Annotated in this window: 26 protein-coding genes; 20 read left to right on the top strand and 6 right to left on the bottom strand. The window is 46.6% G+C overall.

Annotated features, from left to right (window positions below; all coding sequences use genetic code 11):
- Positions 1–15: 15 nt before the first annotated feature.
- The 18 genes from rplN to rplQ all read left to right on the top strand — a co-directional run bounded on the left by rplN (position 16) and on the right by rplQ (position 8844).
- Complete coding sequence (gene rplN / locus ACT53D_RS08840) at positions 16–384, top strand: 50S ribosomal protein L14 (RefSeq protein WP_018986269.1); 369 nt, start codon at positions 16–18, stop codon at positions 382–384.
- A gap of 17 nt (positions 385–401) precedes the next feature.
- Complete coding sequence (rplX, locus tag ACT53D_RS08835) at positions 402–719, top strand: 50S ribosomal protein L24 (protein WP_194748728.1); 318 nt, start codon at positions 402–404, stop codon at positions 717–719.
- 8 nt (positions 720–727) lie between these two features.
- A complete protein-coding gene (gene rplE / locus ACT53D_RS08830; RefSeq protein WP_194748727.1) occupies positions 728–1267 on the top strand; it encodes a 50S ribosomal protein L5 in 540 nt (179 codons plus the stop codon).
- 3 nt (positions 1268–1270) lie between these two features.
- Complete coding sequence (rpsN, locus tag ACT53D_RS08825; protein ID WP_194748726.1) at positions 1271–1576, top strand: 30S ribosomal protein S14; 306 nt, start codon at positions 1271–1273, stop codon at positions 1574–1576.
- Positions 1577–1590: 14 nt separating this feature from the next.
- Complete coding sequence (gene rpsH, locus ACT53D_RS08820) at positions 1591–1986, top strand: 30S ribosomal protein S8 (RefSeq protein ID WP_194748725.1); 396 nt, start codon at positions 1591–1593, stop codon at positions 1984–1986.
- 11 nt (positions 1987–1997) lie between these two features.
- Complete coding sequence (gene rplF / locus ACT53D_RS08815) at positions 1998–2531, top strand: 50S ribosomal protein L6 (protein WP_194748724.1); 534 nt, start codon at positions 1998–2000, stop codon at positions 2529–2531.
- A 60-nt stretch (positions 2532–2591) separates the two neighbouring features.
- Positions 2592–2945, top strand: a complete 354-nt coding sequence (rplR, locus tag ACT53D_RS08810) for a 50S ribosomal protein L18 (protein ID WP_018986263.1) — start codon at positions 2592–2594, stop codon at positions 2943–2945.
- A gap of 14 nt (positions 2946–2959) precedes the next feature.
- Positions 2960–3469, top strand: coding sequence for a 30S ribosomal protein S5 (gene rpsE, locus ACT53D_RS08805; protein ID WP_018986262.1), 510 nt, complete (start codon positions 2960–2962; stop codon positions 3467–3469).
- Positions 3470–3471: 2 nt separating this feature from the next.
- Complete coding sequence (rpmD, locus tag ACT53D_RS08800; RefSeq protein WP_019881237.1) at positions 3472–3666, top strand: 50S ribosomal protein L30; 195 nt, start codon at positions 3472–3474, stop codon at positions 3664–3666.
- Positions 3667–3668: 2 nt separating this feature from the next.
- Positions 3669–4106, top strand: coding sequence for a 50S ribosomal protein L15 (gene rplO, locus ACT53D_RS08795; RefSeq protein WP_275356358.1), 438 nt, complete (start codon positions 3669–3671; stop codon positions 4104–4106).
- Positions 4107–4130: 24 nt separating this feature from the next.
- Entirely contained in the window at positions 4131–5444 is a 1314-nt protein-coding gene (gene secY, locus ACT53D_RS08790; protein WP_018986259.1) for a preprotein translocase subunit SecY, read from the top strand.
- Between the two features lie 3 nt (positions 5445–5447).
- Positions 5448–5666, top strand: coding sequence for a translation initiation factor IF-1 (gene infA, locus ACT53D_RS08785; RefSeq protein ID WP_194748721.1), 219 nt, complete (start codon positions 5448–5450; stop codon positions 5664–5666).
- Between the two features lie 24 nt (positions 5667–5690).
- Positions 5691–5804 carry a 50S ribosomal protein L36 gene (rpmJ, locus tag ACT53D_RS08780; RefSeq protein WP_081620790.1) on the top strand — a complete coding sequence of 38 codons (114 nt, stop codon included), beginning with the start codon at positions 5691–5693 and terminating at the stop codon, positions 5802–5804.
- Positions 5805–5912: 108 nt separating this feature from the next.
- On the top strand, positions 5913–6275 hold the full coding sequence (gene rpsM / locus ACT53D_RS08775) for a 30S ribosomal protein S13 (protein WP_194748720.1): 363 nt from the start codon (positions 5913–5915) through the stop codon (positions 6273–6275).
- Positions 6276–6314: 39 nt separating this feature from the next.
- The gene (gene rpsK, locus ACT53D_RS08770; RefSeq protein WP_018986256.1) at positions 6315–6704 is read left to right on the top strand and encodes a 30S ribosomal protein S11; all 390 of its coding nucleotides are present in this window, start codon (positions 6315–6317) and stop codon (positions 6702–6704) included.
- Between the two features lie 47 nt (positions 6705–6751).
- Entirely contained in the window at positions 6752–7381 is a 630-nt protein-coding gene (gene rpsD / locus ACT53D_RS08765; protein ID WP_194748719.1) for a 30S ribosomal protein S4, read from the top strand.
- A 56-nt stretch (positions 7382–7437) separates the two neighbouring features.
- Entirely contained in the window at positions 7438–8424 is a 987-nt protein-coding gene (locus tag ACT53D_RS08760) for a DNA-directed RNA polymerase subunit alpha (protein WP_194748718.1), read from the top strand.
- Positions 8425–8457: 33 nt separating this feature from the next.
- Positions 8458–8844: a 50S ribosomal protein L17 gene (gene rplQ, locus ACT53D_RS08755; protein ID WP_194748717.1), complete on the top strand. Its 387-nt coding sequence runs from the start codon at positions 8458–8460 to the stop codon at positions 8842–8844.
- A 42-nt stretch (positions 8845–8886) separates the two neighbouring features.
- On the opposite strand, the gene ACT53D_RS08750 is transcribed toward rplQ, so the two are convergent.
- A complete protein-coding gene (locus ACT53D_RS08750; protein ID WP_338655395.1) occupies positions 8887–9135 on the bottom strand; it encodes a glutaredoxin family protein in 249 nt (82 codons plus the stop codon).
- A gap of 78 nt (positions 9136–9213) precedes the next feature.
- Between ACT53D_RS08750 and mgtE the strand changes: the two genes are divergently transcribed.
- The gene (gene mgtE / locus ACT53D_RS08745; protein WP_194748715.1) at positions 9214–10671 is read left to right on the top strand and encodes a magnesium transporter; all 1458 of its coding nucleotides are present in this window, start codon (positions 9214–9216) and stop codon (positions 10669–10671) included.
- A gap of 10 nt (positions 10672–10681) precedes the next feature.
- Complete coding sequence (locus tag ACT53D_RS08740) at positions 10682–11974, top strand: mechanosensitive ion channel family protein (protein ID WP_338655391.1); 1293 nt, start codon at positions 10682–10684, stop codon at positions 11972–11974.
- 68 nt (positions 11975–12042) lie between these two features.
- Here the strand turns inward: ACT53D_RS08740 and rpmG are convergent, their stop codons facing one another.
- The 5 genes from rpmG to coaBC all read right to left on the bottom strand — a co-directional run bounded on the left by rpmG (position 12043) and on the right by coaBC (position 16508).
- The gene (gene rpmG, locus ACT53D_RS08735; protein ID WP_013441158.1) at positions 12043–12198 is read right to left on the bottom strand and encodes a 50S ribosomal protein L33; all 156 of its coding nucleotides are present in this window, start codon (positions 12196–12198) and stop codon (positions 12043–12045) included.
- Positions 12199–12229: 31 nt separating this feature from the next.
- Entirely contained in the window at positions 12230–12466 is a 237-nt protein-coding gene (rpmB, locus tag ACT53D_RS08730; protein ID WP_018986249.1) for a 50S ribosomal protein L28, read from the bottom strand.
- 95 nt (positions 12467–12561) lie between these two features.
- Complete coding sequence (dut, locus tag ACT53D_RS08725) at positions 12562–13014, bottom strand: dUTP diphosphatase (protein WP_194748713.1); 453 nt, start codon at positions 13012–13014, stop codon at positions 12562–12564.
- 122 nt (positions 13015–13136) lie between these two features.
- Positions 13137–15209, bottom strand: a complete 2073-nt coding sequence (locus ACT53D_RS08720) for a TonB-dependent receptor family protein (RefSeq protein ID WP_476155739.1) — start codon at positions 15207–15209, stop codon at positions 13137–13139.
- 102 nt (positions 15210–15311) lie between these two features.
- Positions 15312–16508 carry a bifunctional phosphopantothenoylcysteine decarboxylase/phosphopantothenate--cysteine ligase CoaBC gene (coaBC, locus tag ACT53D_RS08715; protein WP_476155737.1) on the bottom strand — a complete coding sequence of 399 codons (1197 nt, stop codon included), beginning with the start codon at positions 16506–16508 and terminating at the stop codon, positions 15312–15314.
- Positions 16509–16579 lie beyond the last annotated feature (71 nt).

Here is a 16579-nt window from a genome sequence, read left to right as displayed (position 1 = left end):
TGGAGATTATTTCTCATGATTCAAATGCAATCTCGGCTGGAAGTGGCCGATAACACTGGTGCGCGTTCCGTTCAGTGTATCAAAGTCTTGGGTGGTTCCAAGCGTCGTTACGCCAGCATTGGCGACATCATCAAGGTCAGCGTGAAAGATGCTGCGCCGCGTGGTCGCGTCAAGAAAGGTGAAATCTACAACGCTGTGGTTGTGCGCACTGCTAAAGGTGTTCGCCGTCCAGATGGTTCGTTAGTTAAATTTGATGCCAATGCTGCAGTGTTGTTGAACAACAAGCTGGAGCCGATTGGTACACGTATTTTTGGCCCTGTGACACGTGAATTGCGTAGTGAGCGCTTCATGAAGATTGTTTCACTGGCGCCTGAAGTGTTGTAAGGCTTGGAGACAATCAAATGAGCAAAATTCGCAAAGGTGACCAGGTCATTTTGAATACAGGTAAAGATGCAGGCAAAACAGGTACTGTTTTGAGCGTCTTGCCAAGCGGCCATGTAGTGGTTGAAGGTTTGAATGTAGTGAAAAAACACACTCGTCCTAACCCCATGCGTGGTATCACTGGTGGCATCATCAGCAAGGAAATGCCGGTTGACGGCTCCAATGTGGCGATTTACAACGCTGCAACACAAAAAGCTGATCGTGTTGGTTTTAAGGTACTGGAAGATGGTCGCAAGATTCGTGTATTCAAATCTAGCGGCGAGTCTATCGACGCATAGGAATAAATATGGCACGTTTAAAACAGTATTATAACGATACAGTAGTGGCCAAATTGACAGAACAATTTGGTTATACCTCTCCAATGCAGGTGCCTCGTATCGAAAAAATTACCCTGAACATGGGTGTGGGCGAAGCCGTTGCTGACAAGAAAGTCATGGAAAATGCGGTGTCTGATATGCAGAAAATTGCCGGTCAGAAACCTATTGTGACCAAGGCTAAAAAGTCTGTGGCTGCATTTAAAATCCGTGATGACTATCCTGTTGGTTGTAAAGTAACTCTGCGTCGTGAGCGCATGTATGAGTTTCTGGATCGCCTGATCACTGTGGCTATTCCACGTATCCGTGACTTCCGTGGTATTTCCGGCAAATCATTTGATGGCCGTGGTAACTACAACATGGGTGTAAAAGAGCAGATCATTTTCCCGGAAATCGAGTACGACAAGATCGATGCGCTGCGCGGGATGAATATCACAATTACCACAACAGCAAAAACAGACGAAGAAGCGAAAGCTCTTTTGGCTGCGTTTAGTTTCCCTTTCAGAGGTTAAGTCATGGCAAAAGTATGTATGACAGAGCGCGAGCAAAAGCGTCGCGAAACCGTTAAAAAATTTGCAGCTAAACGAGCTGAATTGGTTGCTACTGTGAATGACCAGTCTGCCAGTGTTGAAGATCGCATGGCTGCACGTTTGAAATTGCAAAGTTTGCCACGTAATTCCAGTCCTGTTCGCACACGTAATCGTTGTGCTTTGACTGGTCGTCCACGTGGTGTGTTTAGTAAATTTGGTATCGCACGTAACGAGTTGCGTAAATTGATGATGGCTGGTCACGTACCAGGTGTCACCAAGGCCAGCTGGTAACGGAGGAATAGAACATGAGTATGAGTGATCCGATTGCCGATATGTTGACCCGTATTCGTAACGCGCAACGTACGAATAAAACAACCGTTTCAATGCCTGCTTCCAAGTTGAAGGGTGCAATTGCAAATGTGTTGAAAGATGAAGGTTATATCGACGATTTCAACGTTCAAAACAATGACGGTAAGCCAGTTTTGAACATTAGCCTGAAATATTACGCAGGTCGTCCAGTGATTGAGAAGATCGAGCGCGTATCCAAGCCAGGTTTGCGTGTTTATAAAGGTAGCGAAAATCTGCCTAAAGTAATGAACGGTTTGGGTGTGACGATTGTTTCAACATCCAAAGGCGTGATGACCGATCGTAAAGCACAAGCTGCCGGTATTGGTGGCGAAGTTCTGTGCATCGTGGCCTAAGGAGAATCAATATGTCACGTGTTGCTAAAAATCCGATTGCAATTCCTGCGAAAGTAGAAGTTGTAATCTCAGCCTCAGAAGTCGCGGTGAGCGGCCCTTTGGGTAAGTTGACTCAAGCGTTGTCTGCTGATATTTCAGTGGTTCGCGAAGGTGAGCAGTTGTTGGTTCAAACGAATGGTGAAACACAGCATGCAAGAGCGATGTCAGGTACAACCCGCGCATTGCTGGCCAATATGGTGCAAGGTGTTTCTGCCGGGTTTACCCGTAAGCTGTCACTGATCGGTGTGGGTTACAAAGCCAATGCTCAGGGTTCTACCTTGAACCTGGAGTTGGGCTATTCCCACCCAATCAACCATAAAATGCCTGAAGGCGTGACTGTACAAACACCTACTCCTACTGAAGTAGTGTTGACAGGCGCCAACAAGCAAGTGGTTGGTCAAGTGGCTGCTCAAATTCGTGCTTACCGTGCACCAGAGCCTTATAAAGGTAAAGGTGTTCGTTATGCTGACGAAGTGGTGGTCATCAAAGAGACCAAGAAAAAATAAGTAAGGCACTTGTAGCTTAAAACTAAGCTGAACAGTGATTCAACATTAAAGGTAAATTCAATGAAGAACGTAAATAACCGCTTGCGCCGTGCACGTAAAACCCGTGCCAAAATCGCCGAGTTGAAAGTGACACGTTTGAGTGTACATCGCACCAATACTAATATCTACGCACAGATCATCGCTGAAACTGGCGATCGCGTATTGGCGAGTGCATCCACCGTTGAGGCTGAAGTGCGTCAACAACTGAAAAATGGCGGCAACGTCGAAGCTGCAACCCTGATTGGTAAGCGTATTGCTGAAAAAGCAGCAAAAGCAGGTATTACCACTGTTGCATTTGATCGTTCAGGCTACAAGTATCACGGTCGTATCAAGGCTTTGGCTGACGCTGCCCGTGAATCTGGTCTCAAATTCTAAGGGTGAGATAAAGAATGGCTAAAGATATTGAACAACAGCAGCAAACTGACGGTTTGCGCGAAAAGATGATTACCGTTAACCGTGTAAGTAAAACGGTTAAAGGTGGTCGTATCATGAGCTTCGCTGCGCTGACCGTGGTTGGTGATGGTGATGGCGCCGTTGGTATGGGTAAAGGTAAAGCACGTGAAGTGCCTGTGGCTGTACAAAAAGCCATGGACGAAGCCCGTCGCAGTATGGTTAAAGTGAACCTGAACAATGGCACATTGCACCATGCAGTGACCGGTGTTCACGGTGCCGCTAAAGTGCTGATTCAGCCAGCTTCTGAAGGTACCGGTATTATTGCTGGTGGCGCAATGCGTGCGATCTTCGAAGTAATGGGTGTGACTAACGTGGTTGCAAAGAGTATTGGTTCAACCAATCCTTATAACCTAGTTCGCGCGACCTTGAATGGTCTGGCATCCATGAATACACCGGCTGAAATCGCCGCTAAACGTGGTAAGACCGTAGAAGAAATCAGAGGTTAATCATGGCTAAAGCAAAAAAAGAAAGCGCTACTTTGAAAGTGACGCTGGTAAGAAGTTTGATTGGTCGTATTGAAGCACACAAAGCTACTGTTCGTGGCTTGGGTTTGCGTCGTATGCACCACACTGTAGAAGTGCAGGACACTCCTGAAATTCGCGGCATGATCAACGCTGTGAGTTATCTTTTGAAGGTTGAATAATCATGCAATTAAACACGATTAAGCCTGCTGCAGGCGCAAAAAAAGCACCTCGTCGTTTAGGTCGTGGGATTGGTTCTGGCTTGGGTAAAACTGGTGGCCGTGGTCACAAAGGTCAAAAATCCCGTGCTGGCGGTTTCCATAAAGTAGGTTTTGAAGGCGGTCAAATGCCTTTGCAACGTCGCTTGCCTAAACGTGGTTTTAACTCCCTGACTCATGCAGACACCGCACGTATTCGTACTAGCGAGTTGGCTCTGGTTGATGCTGAGGTGGTTGATATCTTGGCATTGAAAGCAGCGAAATTGGTTCCAGCTGCTGTGAAGGCAGTGAAAGTTTACCTGTCTGGTGAAGTTTCAGCCAAAGTGCAAGTGCAAGGGTTGTTGTTGACCAAAGGTGCTAAGGCAGCCATTGAAGCAGCTGGCGGCAAAGTGCTGGAAGTATAAACGTAGTCAAAAGAGAGTATCAGCTTGGCACAGGATAATATCTTAAGTTCCGTTGGCAAACTTGGCGAATTAAAAAGCCGTTTGTGGTTCTTGTTGGGTGCATTGGTGGTTTACCGCCTCGGTGCACATATTCCAGTGCCAGGCATTGATCCTACGGTGTTGAAGCAGTTGTTTGACACGCAGAAGGATGGCATTTTGGGCATGTTTAACATGTTCTCCGGTGGGGCGCTGTCGCGTTTTACCGTATTTGCCTTGGGGATCATGCCCTACATTTCTGCGTCGATTATTATGCAGTTGCTCACGGTGGTTTCACCACAGTTGGAGCAGCTGAAAAAAGAAGGTGAAGCTGGTAGACGCCAGATCACGAAGTACACGCGTTACGGCACGGTATTGTTAGCAACTTTCCAGGCGCTGGGTATTGCGATCGCGCTTGAAGGTCAGGCTGGTCTGGTATTGGATCCTGGCTTTGCTTTCCGCATCACTGCAGTTACCACACTGGTGGCCGGGACGATGTTTCTGATGTGGTTGGGTGAGCAGATTACCGAGCGTGGCATTGGTAATGGTATCTCTATCATTATTTTTGCCGGGATTGTAGCGGGCTTGCCGCATGCAATTGGTAGTACCTTGGATTTGGCTAAAACAGGCGCATTCTCTATTCCATTAGTGATGTTCCTGTTTGTGGCGGTGATTTTAGTGACAGCGCTGGTGGTTTTTGTTGAGCGCGGTCAACGCAAAATCACAGTGAATTACGCAAAGCGTCAGGTTGGTAACCGCATTTACGGCGGTCAATCGACGCATTTGCCTTTGAAGCTAAATATGTCTGGTGTGATTCCACCGATTTTTGCTTCAAGTATTATTTTATTCCCGGCTACTTTAGCTGGTTGGTTTGGTAGCAGTGAGCACATGTATTGGCTCAAGGACGTCAGTGCAAAACTGTCGCCTGGTCAGCCCTTATATATCTTGTTGTTTGCTGCAGCGATTTTGTTTTTTGCTTTTTTCTACACGGCATTGGTGTTCAATCCCAAGGAAACTGCAGATAACCTGAAGAAGAGTGGCGCATTTGTGCCAGGTATTCGCCCAGGTGAGCAAACCGCAAAATATATTGACCGCATCATGGGTCGTTTGACATTGATTGGTGCTCTGTACATTACGCTGGTTTGTTTATTGCCAGAGTTTTTAGTGTTGAAATTTAATACCCCGTTCTATTTTGGTGGAACTTCATTGTTGATTATCGTTGTTGTGACGATGGACTTTATGACGCAGGTGCAATCTCATCTGATGTCGCAACAGTATGAAGGCTTGCTGAAAAAGGCAAACTTTAAGGGGACGGGTAAGTAGAAGATGGCAAAAGAGGATCGCATTGAGATGCAGGGGGAGATTGTTGAAAATCTCCCGAATGCAACTTTTAAAGTGAAACTGGAAAATGGTCATACAGTACTTGGTTACATTTCAGGCAAAATGCGTATGCATTACATCCGTATTCTGCCAGGTGACAAAGTCACGGTTGAGATGACCCCTTATGATTTAACCCGTGCGCGAATTACATTCCGCGCAAAGTAAGTGAATTAATTAAAGGAAAGTAAGATGAGAGTTCGCGCATCAGTTAAAACATTATGCCGTAACTGTAAAGTCGTAAGACGTCGCGGTGTTGTTCGCATTATTTGTACTGACCCACGTCATAAACAACGTCAAGGTTAATGGTAAACAATTGCTTGTGAGAGCATGGTGAAGCTGATATAATATGCGGCTTTTCTTTTCTACGCACAAGTTTGATCGTGAAAAACGATTGATTATTGGAGTTTAAGTATGGCTCGTATTGCCGGGGTAAATATCCCAAACCACAAACATGCAGAAATTGCGTTGACCTCTATTTATGGTATTGGTCGCGATACTGCGCAGAAGATCTGTGCTGCAGCTGGTGTTTTAACTACTGTAAAGGTTAAAGACTTGAGCGATGCAGAAGTAGAGAAGCTGCGTGACGAAGTGGCTAAATACACTGTAGAAGGTGATTTGCGTCGTGAAGTGACCATGAATATCAAACGTTTGATGGACTTGGGTTGCTACCGCGGTATTCGCCATCGTCGTGGTTTGCCAGTGCGCGGTCAGCGTACCAAAACCAATGCGCGTACACGCAAAGGTCCGGTTAAAGCGATCAAACAAGCTAAATAATCTTTATTGAACAAAAGTAAATATTAAGGACAGTACAACATGGCAAAAGCTAATGTACGCGTTAGAAAAAAAGTTAAAAAGAATATTGCCGAGGGTATTGCCCACGTGCACGCTTCTTTTAACAACACGATTATCACGATTACCGATCGTCAAGGCAATGCATTGTCATGGGCTACTTCCGGTGGTCAAGGTTTTAAAGGTTCACGTAAGAGTACTCCATTTGCTGCTCAGGTAGCTTCTGAGGTGGCTGGTAAAGCCGCTCAGGAGTCTGGTGTGAAGAATCTGGAAGTGCGTATTAAAGGGCCAGGTCCAGGTCGTGAATCTGCTGTGCGTGCGTTGAATGCTGCTGGTTTCAAAATCACTAGCATTACGGATGTGACCCCGGTACCTCATAACGGTTGCCGTCCACCGAAAAAACGCAGAATTTAATTCATTTCGCTGTCACAGATTAGCGAATCGATTACTGGAGAACTATTTTGGCTAGAAATTTAGACCCTAAATGCCGTCAATGCCGTCGTGAAGGTGAAAAGCTGTTTCTGAAAGCAGAAAAATGCTTTACAGACAAATGCGCGATCGAAAAGCGCAACTTCGCACCAGGTCAGCATGGTCAACGCCGTAACTCACGTTTGTCAGACTATGGTGTCCAACTGCGTGAGAAACAAAAAGTACGTCGTATCTACGGCGTATTGGAAGGTCAATTCCGTACTTACTACGCGGAAGCTGACCGTCAAAAAGGCATTACTGGTGAGAGCCTGTTGCAGTTGCTGGAGTCCCGTTTGGACAACGTTGCATACCGCATGGGTTTGGCTGGTTCTCGCTCAGAAGCACGTCAAGTGGTCCGTCATAACGCTATTTTGGTTAACGGCAAGCGCGTAAACGTTCCTTCCTATCAAGTGAAGGCTGGTGATGTGATTTCTGTGGCTGATAAAGCAAAAACACAATTGCGTATTAAAGCAGCTGTTGAAGCAGCTGAGCAGCGTGGTTTCCCTGAGTGGTTGGAAGTCGACGTCAAAGCATTGTCTGGTAAGTTTAAGGCTAAACCTCAGCGTGATGAGTTGCCTGCTACCATCAATGAATCATTGATCGTTGAATTGTATTCTAAGTAATCGCTTAGTCTAGGCTAAGGTTTATTTTTTAATACCCAATTACTTCAAGGAATTGTATGCAAAATAACCCTACAGATTATTTGAAGCCACGTGTTGTTGACGTTGAAGTGATAACGCCACTCCGCGCACGTGTGACTTTGGAGCCAATGGAACGTGGCTTTGGCTATACCTTGGGTAATGCGTTAAGAAGAGTCTTGCTCTCTTCCATTCCGGGTTTTGCCATTACTGAAGTAAAAATCGATGGTGTCGTACATGAGTACTCCACTATCGAAGGTGTGCAAGAAGATGTTGTTGATATCTTGCTTAACCTCAAAGGTGTTGCTTTAAAACTGCACAACAAAACTGAAACCATTCTGGTTTTGAGCAAAAGCGGTGAAGGGATTGTGACAGCGGGTGATTTTGAAGTGGGTCATGATGCTGAGATTGTGAACCCAAATCATATCCTTGCTAACATCACTAAAGGCGGTAAGTTGAACCTGGAAGTGAAAGTTGAAATGGGGCGTGGTTATCAACCTGTTCCAGCGCGTCAAAAAGCCAACGATGAAGACCGTGTGTTGGGCTTCATGATGGTGGATGCATCTTTCAGCCCGATCAACAAAGTCAGCTATCATGTTGAAAGTGCCCGTGTTGAGCAGCGTACTGACCTCGACAAGCTGATTATGGATGTGGAAACCAACGGTATCATCGAGCCTGAGCAGGCGATTCGTGATGCTGCACGTATCCTGATTGGTCAGTTGTCAGTATTTGCGAACCTGGAAGGTGCTTCTGCTGACGTTGAAGTGAAAGCAGCTCCACAGGTAGATCCTATCCTGTTGCGTCCAGTAGATGATCTGGAATTGACAGTACGTTCTGCCAACTGCCTCAAAGCAGAAAACATTTTCTACATTGGTGATCTGATTCAGCGTACTGAAAACGAATTGCTGAAGGCGCCTAACCTGGGTAGAAAATCATTGAATGAAATTAAAGATGTGTTGGCCTCCAAAGGCTTAACACTGGGAATGAAGCTGGAAAACTGGCCACCTGTTGGCTTGGAAAAAGCTTAATTTCTAATAAGATAAATACTTAAGGAAATTACTATGCGTCACGGTAATAGCAATCGTAAATTGAACAGAACCAGCAGCCACCGTGCTGCCATGTTCCGCAACATGGTGACCTCTTTGCTGCGTCACGAAGTGATCAAAACAACTTTGCCAAAAGCAAAAGAGCTGCGTAAGTACGCTGAGCCTCTGATCACTTTAGGTAAAACACCTACACTGGCAAATCGTCGTTTGGCGTTCAGCCGTCTGCGTGATCGTGACATCGTTGGTAAACTGTTCGGTGAACTGGGTCCACGTTACAATGCACGCAATGGTGGTTATCTGCGTATTCTGAAATGTGGTTTCCGCAACGGTGACAATGCGCCTATGGCGTTTGTTGAGTTGGTAGACCGTCCAGAAGTTGCAGAAGCACCAGCTGCAGAGTAAGTTCTGACGCATCAATAAAAAAGCCAGCAATCGCTGGCTTTTTTATTTGGTACGATGCGATAACAGCCATTGACTGACTTGTTCGCTATTAAAAGGCCAAGCCAGTATATTCTCCTGATCTGACGTGTTTTCTAACAATACTGGAATGCTGATTTGATAGCGTTCTAGCAATTTTTCATCTTCAATAATGTCTACGTATTGGTAAGGCAGTTTTAAGGCCTGCAAAATACGCTCTGCATCCTCACAGAGATGGCACCCAACGGTGCCAAATAATATCAATGGCTTTTGCATAAAAGTCTAGGTAGTGTCATCAACGCTTTGTACAATAATACCTGCAAAAAATAACGGCTGCTCAACATTGGATCCTGCATGACAGAAATTCACGAACATGATGAAAAAGTAATTGAAGGCAAAGAGAGCCTCAGTGAGACTTTGCAGCAAGTGATCCATTTATTGGGTAAACACAAGCTGGTTGAGCATGTCGTGCATAGGCAGGATATGCCGAATCATGATCTGGTTGAGACGCTGGTACACAAGCAGAATTTGAATGTGCTGCAGCACAAACTGGATCAGCTACATCCGGCCGACGTTGCCTATATTCTGGAGTCGCTGCCATTAGACGATCGTTTAATGGTTTGGGATCTGGTAAAAGCAGAACGTGATGGCGAGATTTTGCTTGAAGTATCGGATGCGGTGCGCCAGACACTGATTGCTGACATGGATAGCGAAGAGTTGCTCGCCGCCGCCGAGCAGCTTGATACCGATGAGTTGGCTGATCTTGCGCCTGATTTACCTAAAGATGTATTGCAGGACTTGCTGTATAGCCTGGATACACAGCATCGTGAGCGTTTGCAGTCTGCGCTGTCTTATCCCGATGATACGGTCGGTTCGATTATGGATTTTGATATTGTGACCATTCGGGACGATATCACGCTGGAAGTGGTCTTGCGCTATCTCCGCAGGTTACCTAAGTTTCCCGACCATACCGACAAGTTGTTTGTCATTAATCGCGATGACATCCTGCAAGGGGTGTTGCCACTCAAGCGTATTATTCTGAATGATCCGGAGACCAAAGTCGGCGATATCATGTCTACCGATGCTGTGGTATTTCACCCTGAGGATATGGCGGACCAGGCGGCGATGGCGTTTGAACGTTATGACCTGGTGACTGCCCCGGTGGTAGATAATAATCGCAAGTTGGTCGGCAGGATTACCGTGGATACGGTGATGGATATCATTCGTGAAGAGGCCGAGGCGGATATGCTGTCTTTGGCTGGTTTGCGCGAAGAAGAAGACTTCTTTGCTTCTATCTGGAAGTCGGTGCAAAACCGTTGGGCGTGGTTGGCAATTAACTTGGTGACGGCGCTGGTTGCTTCCCGAGTCATTGGCTTGTTTGAGGGTAGTATTGAGCGAATTGTAGCGTTGGCTGCACTGATGCCGATTGTTGCCGGCATAGGCGGCAATTCCGGTAACCAAACCACCACCATGATTGTACGCGGTCTGGCTTTGGGGCAAATTTCTGGCTATCACATGAAGTCTCTGTTGCAAAAAGAGATGGGCGTGGCTTTGCTGAATGGCTTAATCTGGGGCAGTGTGCTCGGCCTGATCGCTTTTTGGCTCTATCATAGCGCGGCCTTGGGGCTGGTCATGATGTCGGCGATGACACTTAATTTGTTGTTGGCGGCCATTATTGGCGTCACCATTCCTTTGGTGATGAATAAACTGGATCGTGACCCCGCCGTGGGATCCAGCGTCCTCATTACGGCAATCACCGACAGCGGCGGCTTTATGATTTTTCTCGGCCTGGCCACCATCTTCTTGTTATAAGCGGTAATACATGGATAGCGATATTGATATTCTCTGGAAAGAAATTGCGCACGACCTGAGCTCGGTGTCGGCGTTATGGCAATTATTTATCATTGGTGCCGTGCTTGCTGTCAGCGGGCTGTTAAATCTGCACTTACGCAAGCAAATTGCGGCAGGGCGCGTAAACATCGTGTACAAAATACTGCTGGGCGGAATTGAGCGGCTGTTTTTTCCTCTGGTCGCATTTTTAATGTTACTGATTACCCGGCTCAGCCTGGAGCATTGGATGCATGTGGGGCTGATCAAGCTGTCAGTGCGCATGCTGCTGGCGATGGTGGTGATTCGCAGTTTTGTTTATGTATTGCGTTATGTCTTTTCACCTGGCGCCTGGCTGCATTCGTTTGAGCGCGTGATCGCCTGGTGTGTCTGGGTCATTGTTGCTTTGCATATCAGCGGTTTTCTCGATCCGGCATTGCAGATTCTCGAAGACGTGAAATTCACTGTCGGCAGGCAAAAGCTGAACCTGTTGTTGCTGCTTCAAGGCAGTCTGACCATCGTCATTACCATGCTGGTGGCATTGTGGCTGAGCCGCATTATTGAGATGCGCTTGATGGCTGCTACCAATATCAATGGCAACTGGCGCGTGATTATGGTCAAGCTGGTGCGCATGGTGGCGATTGTGATTGCCTTGCTGATGTCCATGGCGGCGGTGGGCATAGATGTCACCATGTTGTCCGTCTTTGGGGGCGCGCTCGGTGTTGGGTTGGGGTTTGGCTTACAAAAGATCGCCAGTAACTACGTGAGCGGCTTTATCATTTTGATGGATAAGTCTCTGCACATGGGTGACCTGATTACCATTGGGGAGCATCATGGTGTTGTGCAAGAGTTGCGCTCTCGCTACATGATCCTGCAGAAGCCCGATTCGACAGAAATCATCATTCCTAACGAGAAGATGATTACGGATGTGGTAATCAATCATACCTCTGCAGTACATACAGCCAAGGTGCCTATTCCTATTCAGATCTCCTATGAAAGCGATCTTGATCTGGCGATACAATTACTAAAAGAAATCGGCAGAACACATGAGCGCACCATACAGGATGATACGGCGGTAGATGTGACAATCAAGTCATTTGGTCAGAACGGCATTGATTTAGTATTAGCGGTTTGGGTTCCAAATCCCGAGGAAGGTACAGCCAAATTGCAAAGTGACATTTATTATGAGATTTGGCGGCGCTTTAAAGCGAATAATATTCGTATTCCATACCCACAGCAGGAGGTCCGTATTATTTCCTCTTCAAACGCTGTTAATGGCGATGAATAAACGATGAATCACGGCCAATAAAAAAGCCTGCATATGCAGGCTTTTTTATTAAACATTTGAAACTGAAATTATTTCAATTTAGTCTCTTTGTACATCACATGCTTGCGAGCAACTGGATCAAATTTTTTGATCTCCATTTTCTCTGGCATAGTACGTTTGTTTTTAGTAGTGGTATAGAAATGACCTGTACCAGCACTGGATTCCAATTTGATTTTTTCACGCATGATATTGTCCTTTGCTCACTAGTGCTGCGAGTTAGATTTTTTCGCCAGCAGCGCGCAAATCAGCCAATACTGCATCGATACCATTTTTGTCGATGGTACGCAAAGCGGCGTTAGTAATGCGCAGGCTTACCCAGCGGTTTTCGCTCTCAACCCAAAACTTACGGTTTTGCAAGTTAGGCAAGAAACGACGTCTTGTTTTGTTTTGTGCGTGGGAAACGTTGTTGCCCACCATTGGTTTTTTACCGGTTACCTGACATACACGTGCCATGGTTGTCTCCAAATACTTTTATCTTTTCAGAAAGAGCGAGATTATAGATTGAAATCTATGATCAAATCAAGCAATTATTGCAACTTTTCAAATAATTAGTGCTTGCCTGTGCTGCCAAAGCCGCCTTCACCGCGTTCACTGCTGGTAAATTCATCCACGATATGAAAATCTGCCTGCACTACCGGCACAATCACCATCTGCGCGATACGTTCCATCGGGTTCAAAATAAACGGTTCTTTACTGCGGTTCCAGCACGAGACCAGCAGCTGCCCCTGGTAGTCAGAGTCAATCAGGCCTACCAGGTTGCCCAATACGATGCCATGTTTATGGCCCAAGCCAGAGCGCGGCAGAATCATGGCGGCGTAATAAGTGTTGTCGATATGAATCGCCATACCAGTCGGGATCATGATGGTTTCACCCGCTTGTATCGTTTGCGTATGTTCAATACACGCTCTTAAATCCAGCCCTGCAGACCCAGGTGTCGCGTAACTTGGCATCATATGATGCAAACGAGGATCAAGGATTTTAAGGTCTACGGTAATTGACATGCGACTGGCTCCAGAAACTGATTGCGCTATTAAACACGAAATGGCGTCGAAAATCACTAATCGCGGCAAGGCTATTCAATAAAAAAGCCAGCGGATGCTGGCTTTTAAGATGAGATTCTTCTTTAGAACTTGTATTGTGCATTTATTCCAACGAGGTAATTGCGACCTGCAGCAGGCTCATAAAAACGTGCATTGGTATCATTGACGCGAACAGCACCTATGTACTCGCGATCAAACATATTTTCTAATCTAATATATTCTTTAAAATTCCAATGACTGAGATTTTGTTCGAGGCCTGCGCGCAGGTTAAAAATTGTATAAGAAGGTGCGCTTTGCGAGTTAATATCATCAACATAAACTTTGCTGTTATATCTTCCCTCTAACGCTGTATAAAATCCCAAAGGCTGATATTTCCAAGCCACCTCGCCGTAAAGTTGATTTCGATATGTACCAGGGATGTAATTACCCGATTCAATCAGTCCGTTATTTCCAACATAGGACGAGCTATATTTCGCATTGAGAAATGAGTATGAAAAGTAAGTGGTTATATTGTTTTCATAACGGGTATCAAGGGATATCTCGGTACCGTAACGTTTAGTATTGTTCGCATTCGCGTAAACTGATCGCCCATTACTGTTTGCAGAAACAACGAGTTCATCTTGGGTGTTAATCCTGAATGCAGTTAGTGTAAGTAAGGAGGAGTCAGTAATATATGCTTTGGCACCTACTTCATAATTGTTACTTTGACTCGGTTTGAGCGTTAAATTTGGTGTCGCAGAGGCGGCCGTACTATTGTAAGCAGCTTCAATAAAAGTGGGTGTCTCAAATCCTTTGCCAAAATTTGCATAAAGATTGAGCGCTGGTGTAACTTTCCAGGTGGCTCCCAAAACAGGGTTAGTCTTTTGGTAGTCAACTGAGCCGCTATTATCAGGTGGAGTTAACTGGTCATTTACTTTTAGAGTGACTTTTGTATGACGAACACCAGCATGCACGTCAAAATTATCGGTTAACGCAAGTTTTCCTTGAATGTATTGGTCGAAGTTATCGACAATATTATCTTCGATTCTATTAGGGCCTAAGCCTGTTCCCTGAATATTGGTGTCTTTGCGCGCATCAGTCGATTTTCCATAATTCAGTCCAAGGCTGATATTGTATTGTTTTCCTGCTACCCCACCTCTATTGTCCCAGCGTAAGTCTGAACCATAGAACTCTCTGGAAATTTGACTTGATCTAGCATTCGAGCCTGTCGCATTTGTTGCCAAAATCTGGTTGTTTTCGCGCGTGCCAACATAAGTAATCAAGTTGATTGTATTGTTTGGGTTGATTGTATGTTCAAAATTAAAACCAACTTGCGTGTGGCTGCGAGATACTCTTGTGTTCGCGTTCAGAGTAGCTGGAACGACCCCTTTTCGATCAGTTGCAACATCAGCTTTCGTCAATCCACCAGGATCTTGGGCATCTTGATCAAACCAGTTAACTAAAGTGGTGACTTTGGTATCTTCTGTGAGGTTGAGTTTGAATTTGGCAGTGGCCATCTGCTTGTTGCTTCTACTATGGTCACGGTAACCATCAGACTCAAAGTTGGAAACATTCAGCATGTATTCCATCCCTTCAAGCTGGCCGGAGGCTTCCAAGATGTTGCGTTTGGTGTCATAGCTGCCAAACATTGCGGTTGCACCTAGTGTTGGCGTTGCAGGGGCATCTTGGGTGAACATTTGAATTACGCCACCGGACGAGTTGCCGTAAAGCGAAGAGAATGGCCCGCGCATGACTTCTATACTTTTAATTGCTGACAGGTCAACTACGCCGGGTTGGCCTTGGCCATCTGGCATGGTCAGCGGAATGCCGTCGACATAAATACGAATGCCACGCACCCCAAACGATGAACGTGCACCAAAACCCCTGCTGGAAATTTGTGGATCTTGTGCCTGCTGCGTGCGGTTTTGCGCGGTAATGCCAGGTACGCGAATCAGACTTTCCGAGAGGTTGATTTGCAGTTGGCCATCTTTGATGTTTTTTTGCTCTACGACGTCAATCGCGACCGGGAGGTCAAAGCTGTTTTGTGCTTGTCGGGTGGCTGTGACCACAATCGGAGACAGGGTGACGGCTTTTTCTTCATCTGCCAATCCGCTGGTTGGGGCGGTGAAGGCGGTGGCGATGGCCATCGATAAAGGCGTGAGGCGGAATACGCGCATGTTCAAACTTTCTACTTAAAATCGAATCGCGCGATTGTAAGCTGTGCGTAAGCTTTCGCTCCTCAGTATTTTCATGAAAATACTGAGGAGACCTGAAGATATTTAATGTGGATCAAGTCTCGCATGCAGATGGCAGAGAATCTCGAACGCGATATTAATTTTTTCATTGGCTTGCAGGGGCGTTTCAGCTTGATCATCTATGATGGTCACTGTGTTACGGTCACTGCCCAAGGCGGAATTGGCATGATTCGCCACAATCATGGGAATCCGCTTCTCCAGCCGTTTTTGTCGGGCGTGTTCGAGTATTTGTTCTGACTCTGCTGCAAAACCGACACAGTAAGGCGGATTAGGCAAGGACGCGACATCTGCCAGAATGTCTTTGTTTTTGATCAGCGCTAAGGTGAGTGTAGACTCACTCTTTTTGAGTTTCTGTTCTGATATTTGTTGTGGCCGGTAGTCGGCCACGGCGGCGACGGCAATAAATACATCTTGGTTGGCTATATGCTGCATCACGGTTTGATACATCTCACCGGCGCTGCCCGCGAAGCAGGCTTGGCTGACTTCGGGAGGCGTGACTTGATGGTGACCATAGACTAGCGTGACCGTTGCGCCCATGCGGGTGGCGGCTTGCGCCAGAGCAAAGCCCATTTTGCCACTGCTCAGATTGGTGATGCCACGCACCGGATCCAGCATTTCCATGGTCGCACCTGCGGTTATCAGGATGTTTTTTCCAGCCAATAACTTGGGTGTGAAAAAACGGGTGAGGGCCTCCAGCAGGTGATCCGGCTCCAGCATTCTGCCTTGCCCGACTTCGCCGCATGCCTGCTCACCGCTGTCCGGCCCCAGGACGGTGACGCCATCTTGCATGAGGTGTTGCATGTTGCGCTGGGTCGCCGCATTCTCCCACATTTGTCTGTTCATGGCGGGTGCAACCAGAAGTGGGCACTCACGTGCAAGGCATAAGGTGGAGAGCAGGTCGTTGGCAAAGCCATGCGCCAGTTTGGCCATAAAATCGGCACTGGCTGGTGCAACCAGGATGGCATCTGCCTGACGGCTGAGCTCAATGTGCGGCATGCCATTGGCGACACGCTGATCCCAGCTATCGATAAAAACGGGTTGCCCGGACAAGGCTTGCAAGGTGGTTGGGGTGATAAAGTGGGTGGCTGCTTCAGTCATCACCACTTGTACACGGTGGCCTTGTTTAACCAGCAAGCGCACCAATTCTGCTGTTTTGTAAGCAGCGATGCCGCCAGTGATGCCTAGCAGAATATTTAAAGGTTTTGCGTAGATCGCATTCATGGCAAGTATTTTAACTGCAAAAGCGCGCATCGAAGCATTTTTGAGCGCCGCCGGCTGTCTTTAAACATGTT

Source organism: Methylophilus sp. DMC16 (assembly GCF_056314045.1).
The sequence above is the reverse complement of the archived record's forward strand: the minus strand, read 5'-3'. Positions and strand labels throughout refer to the sequence as shown.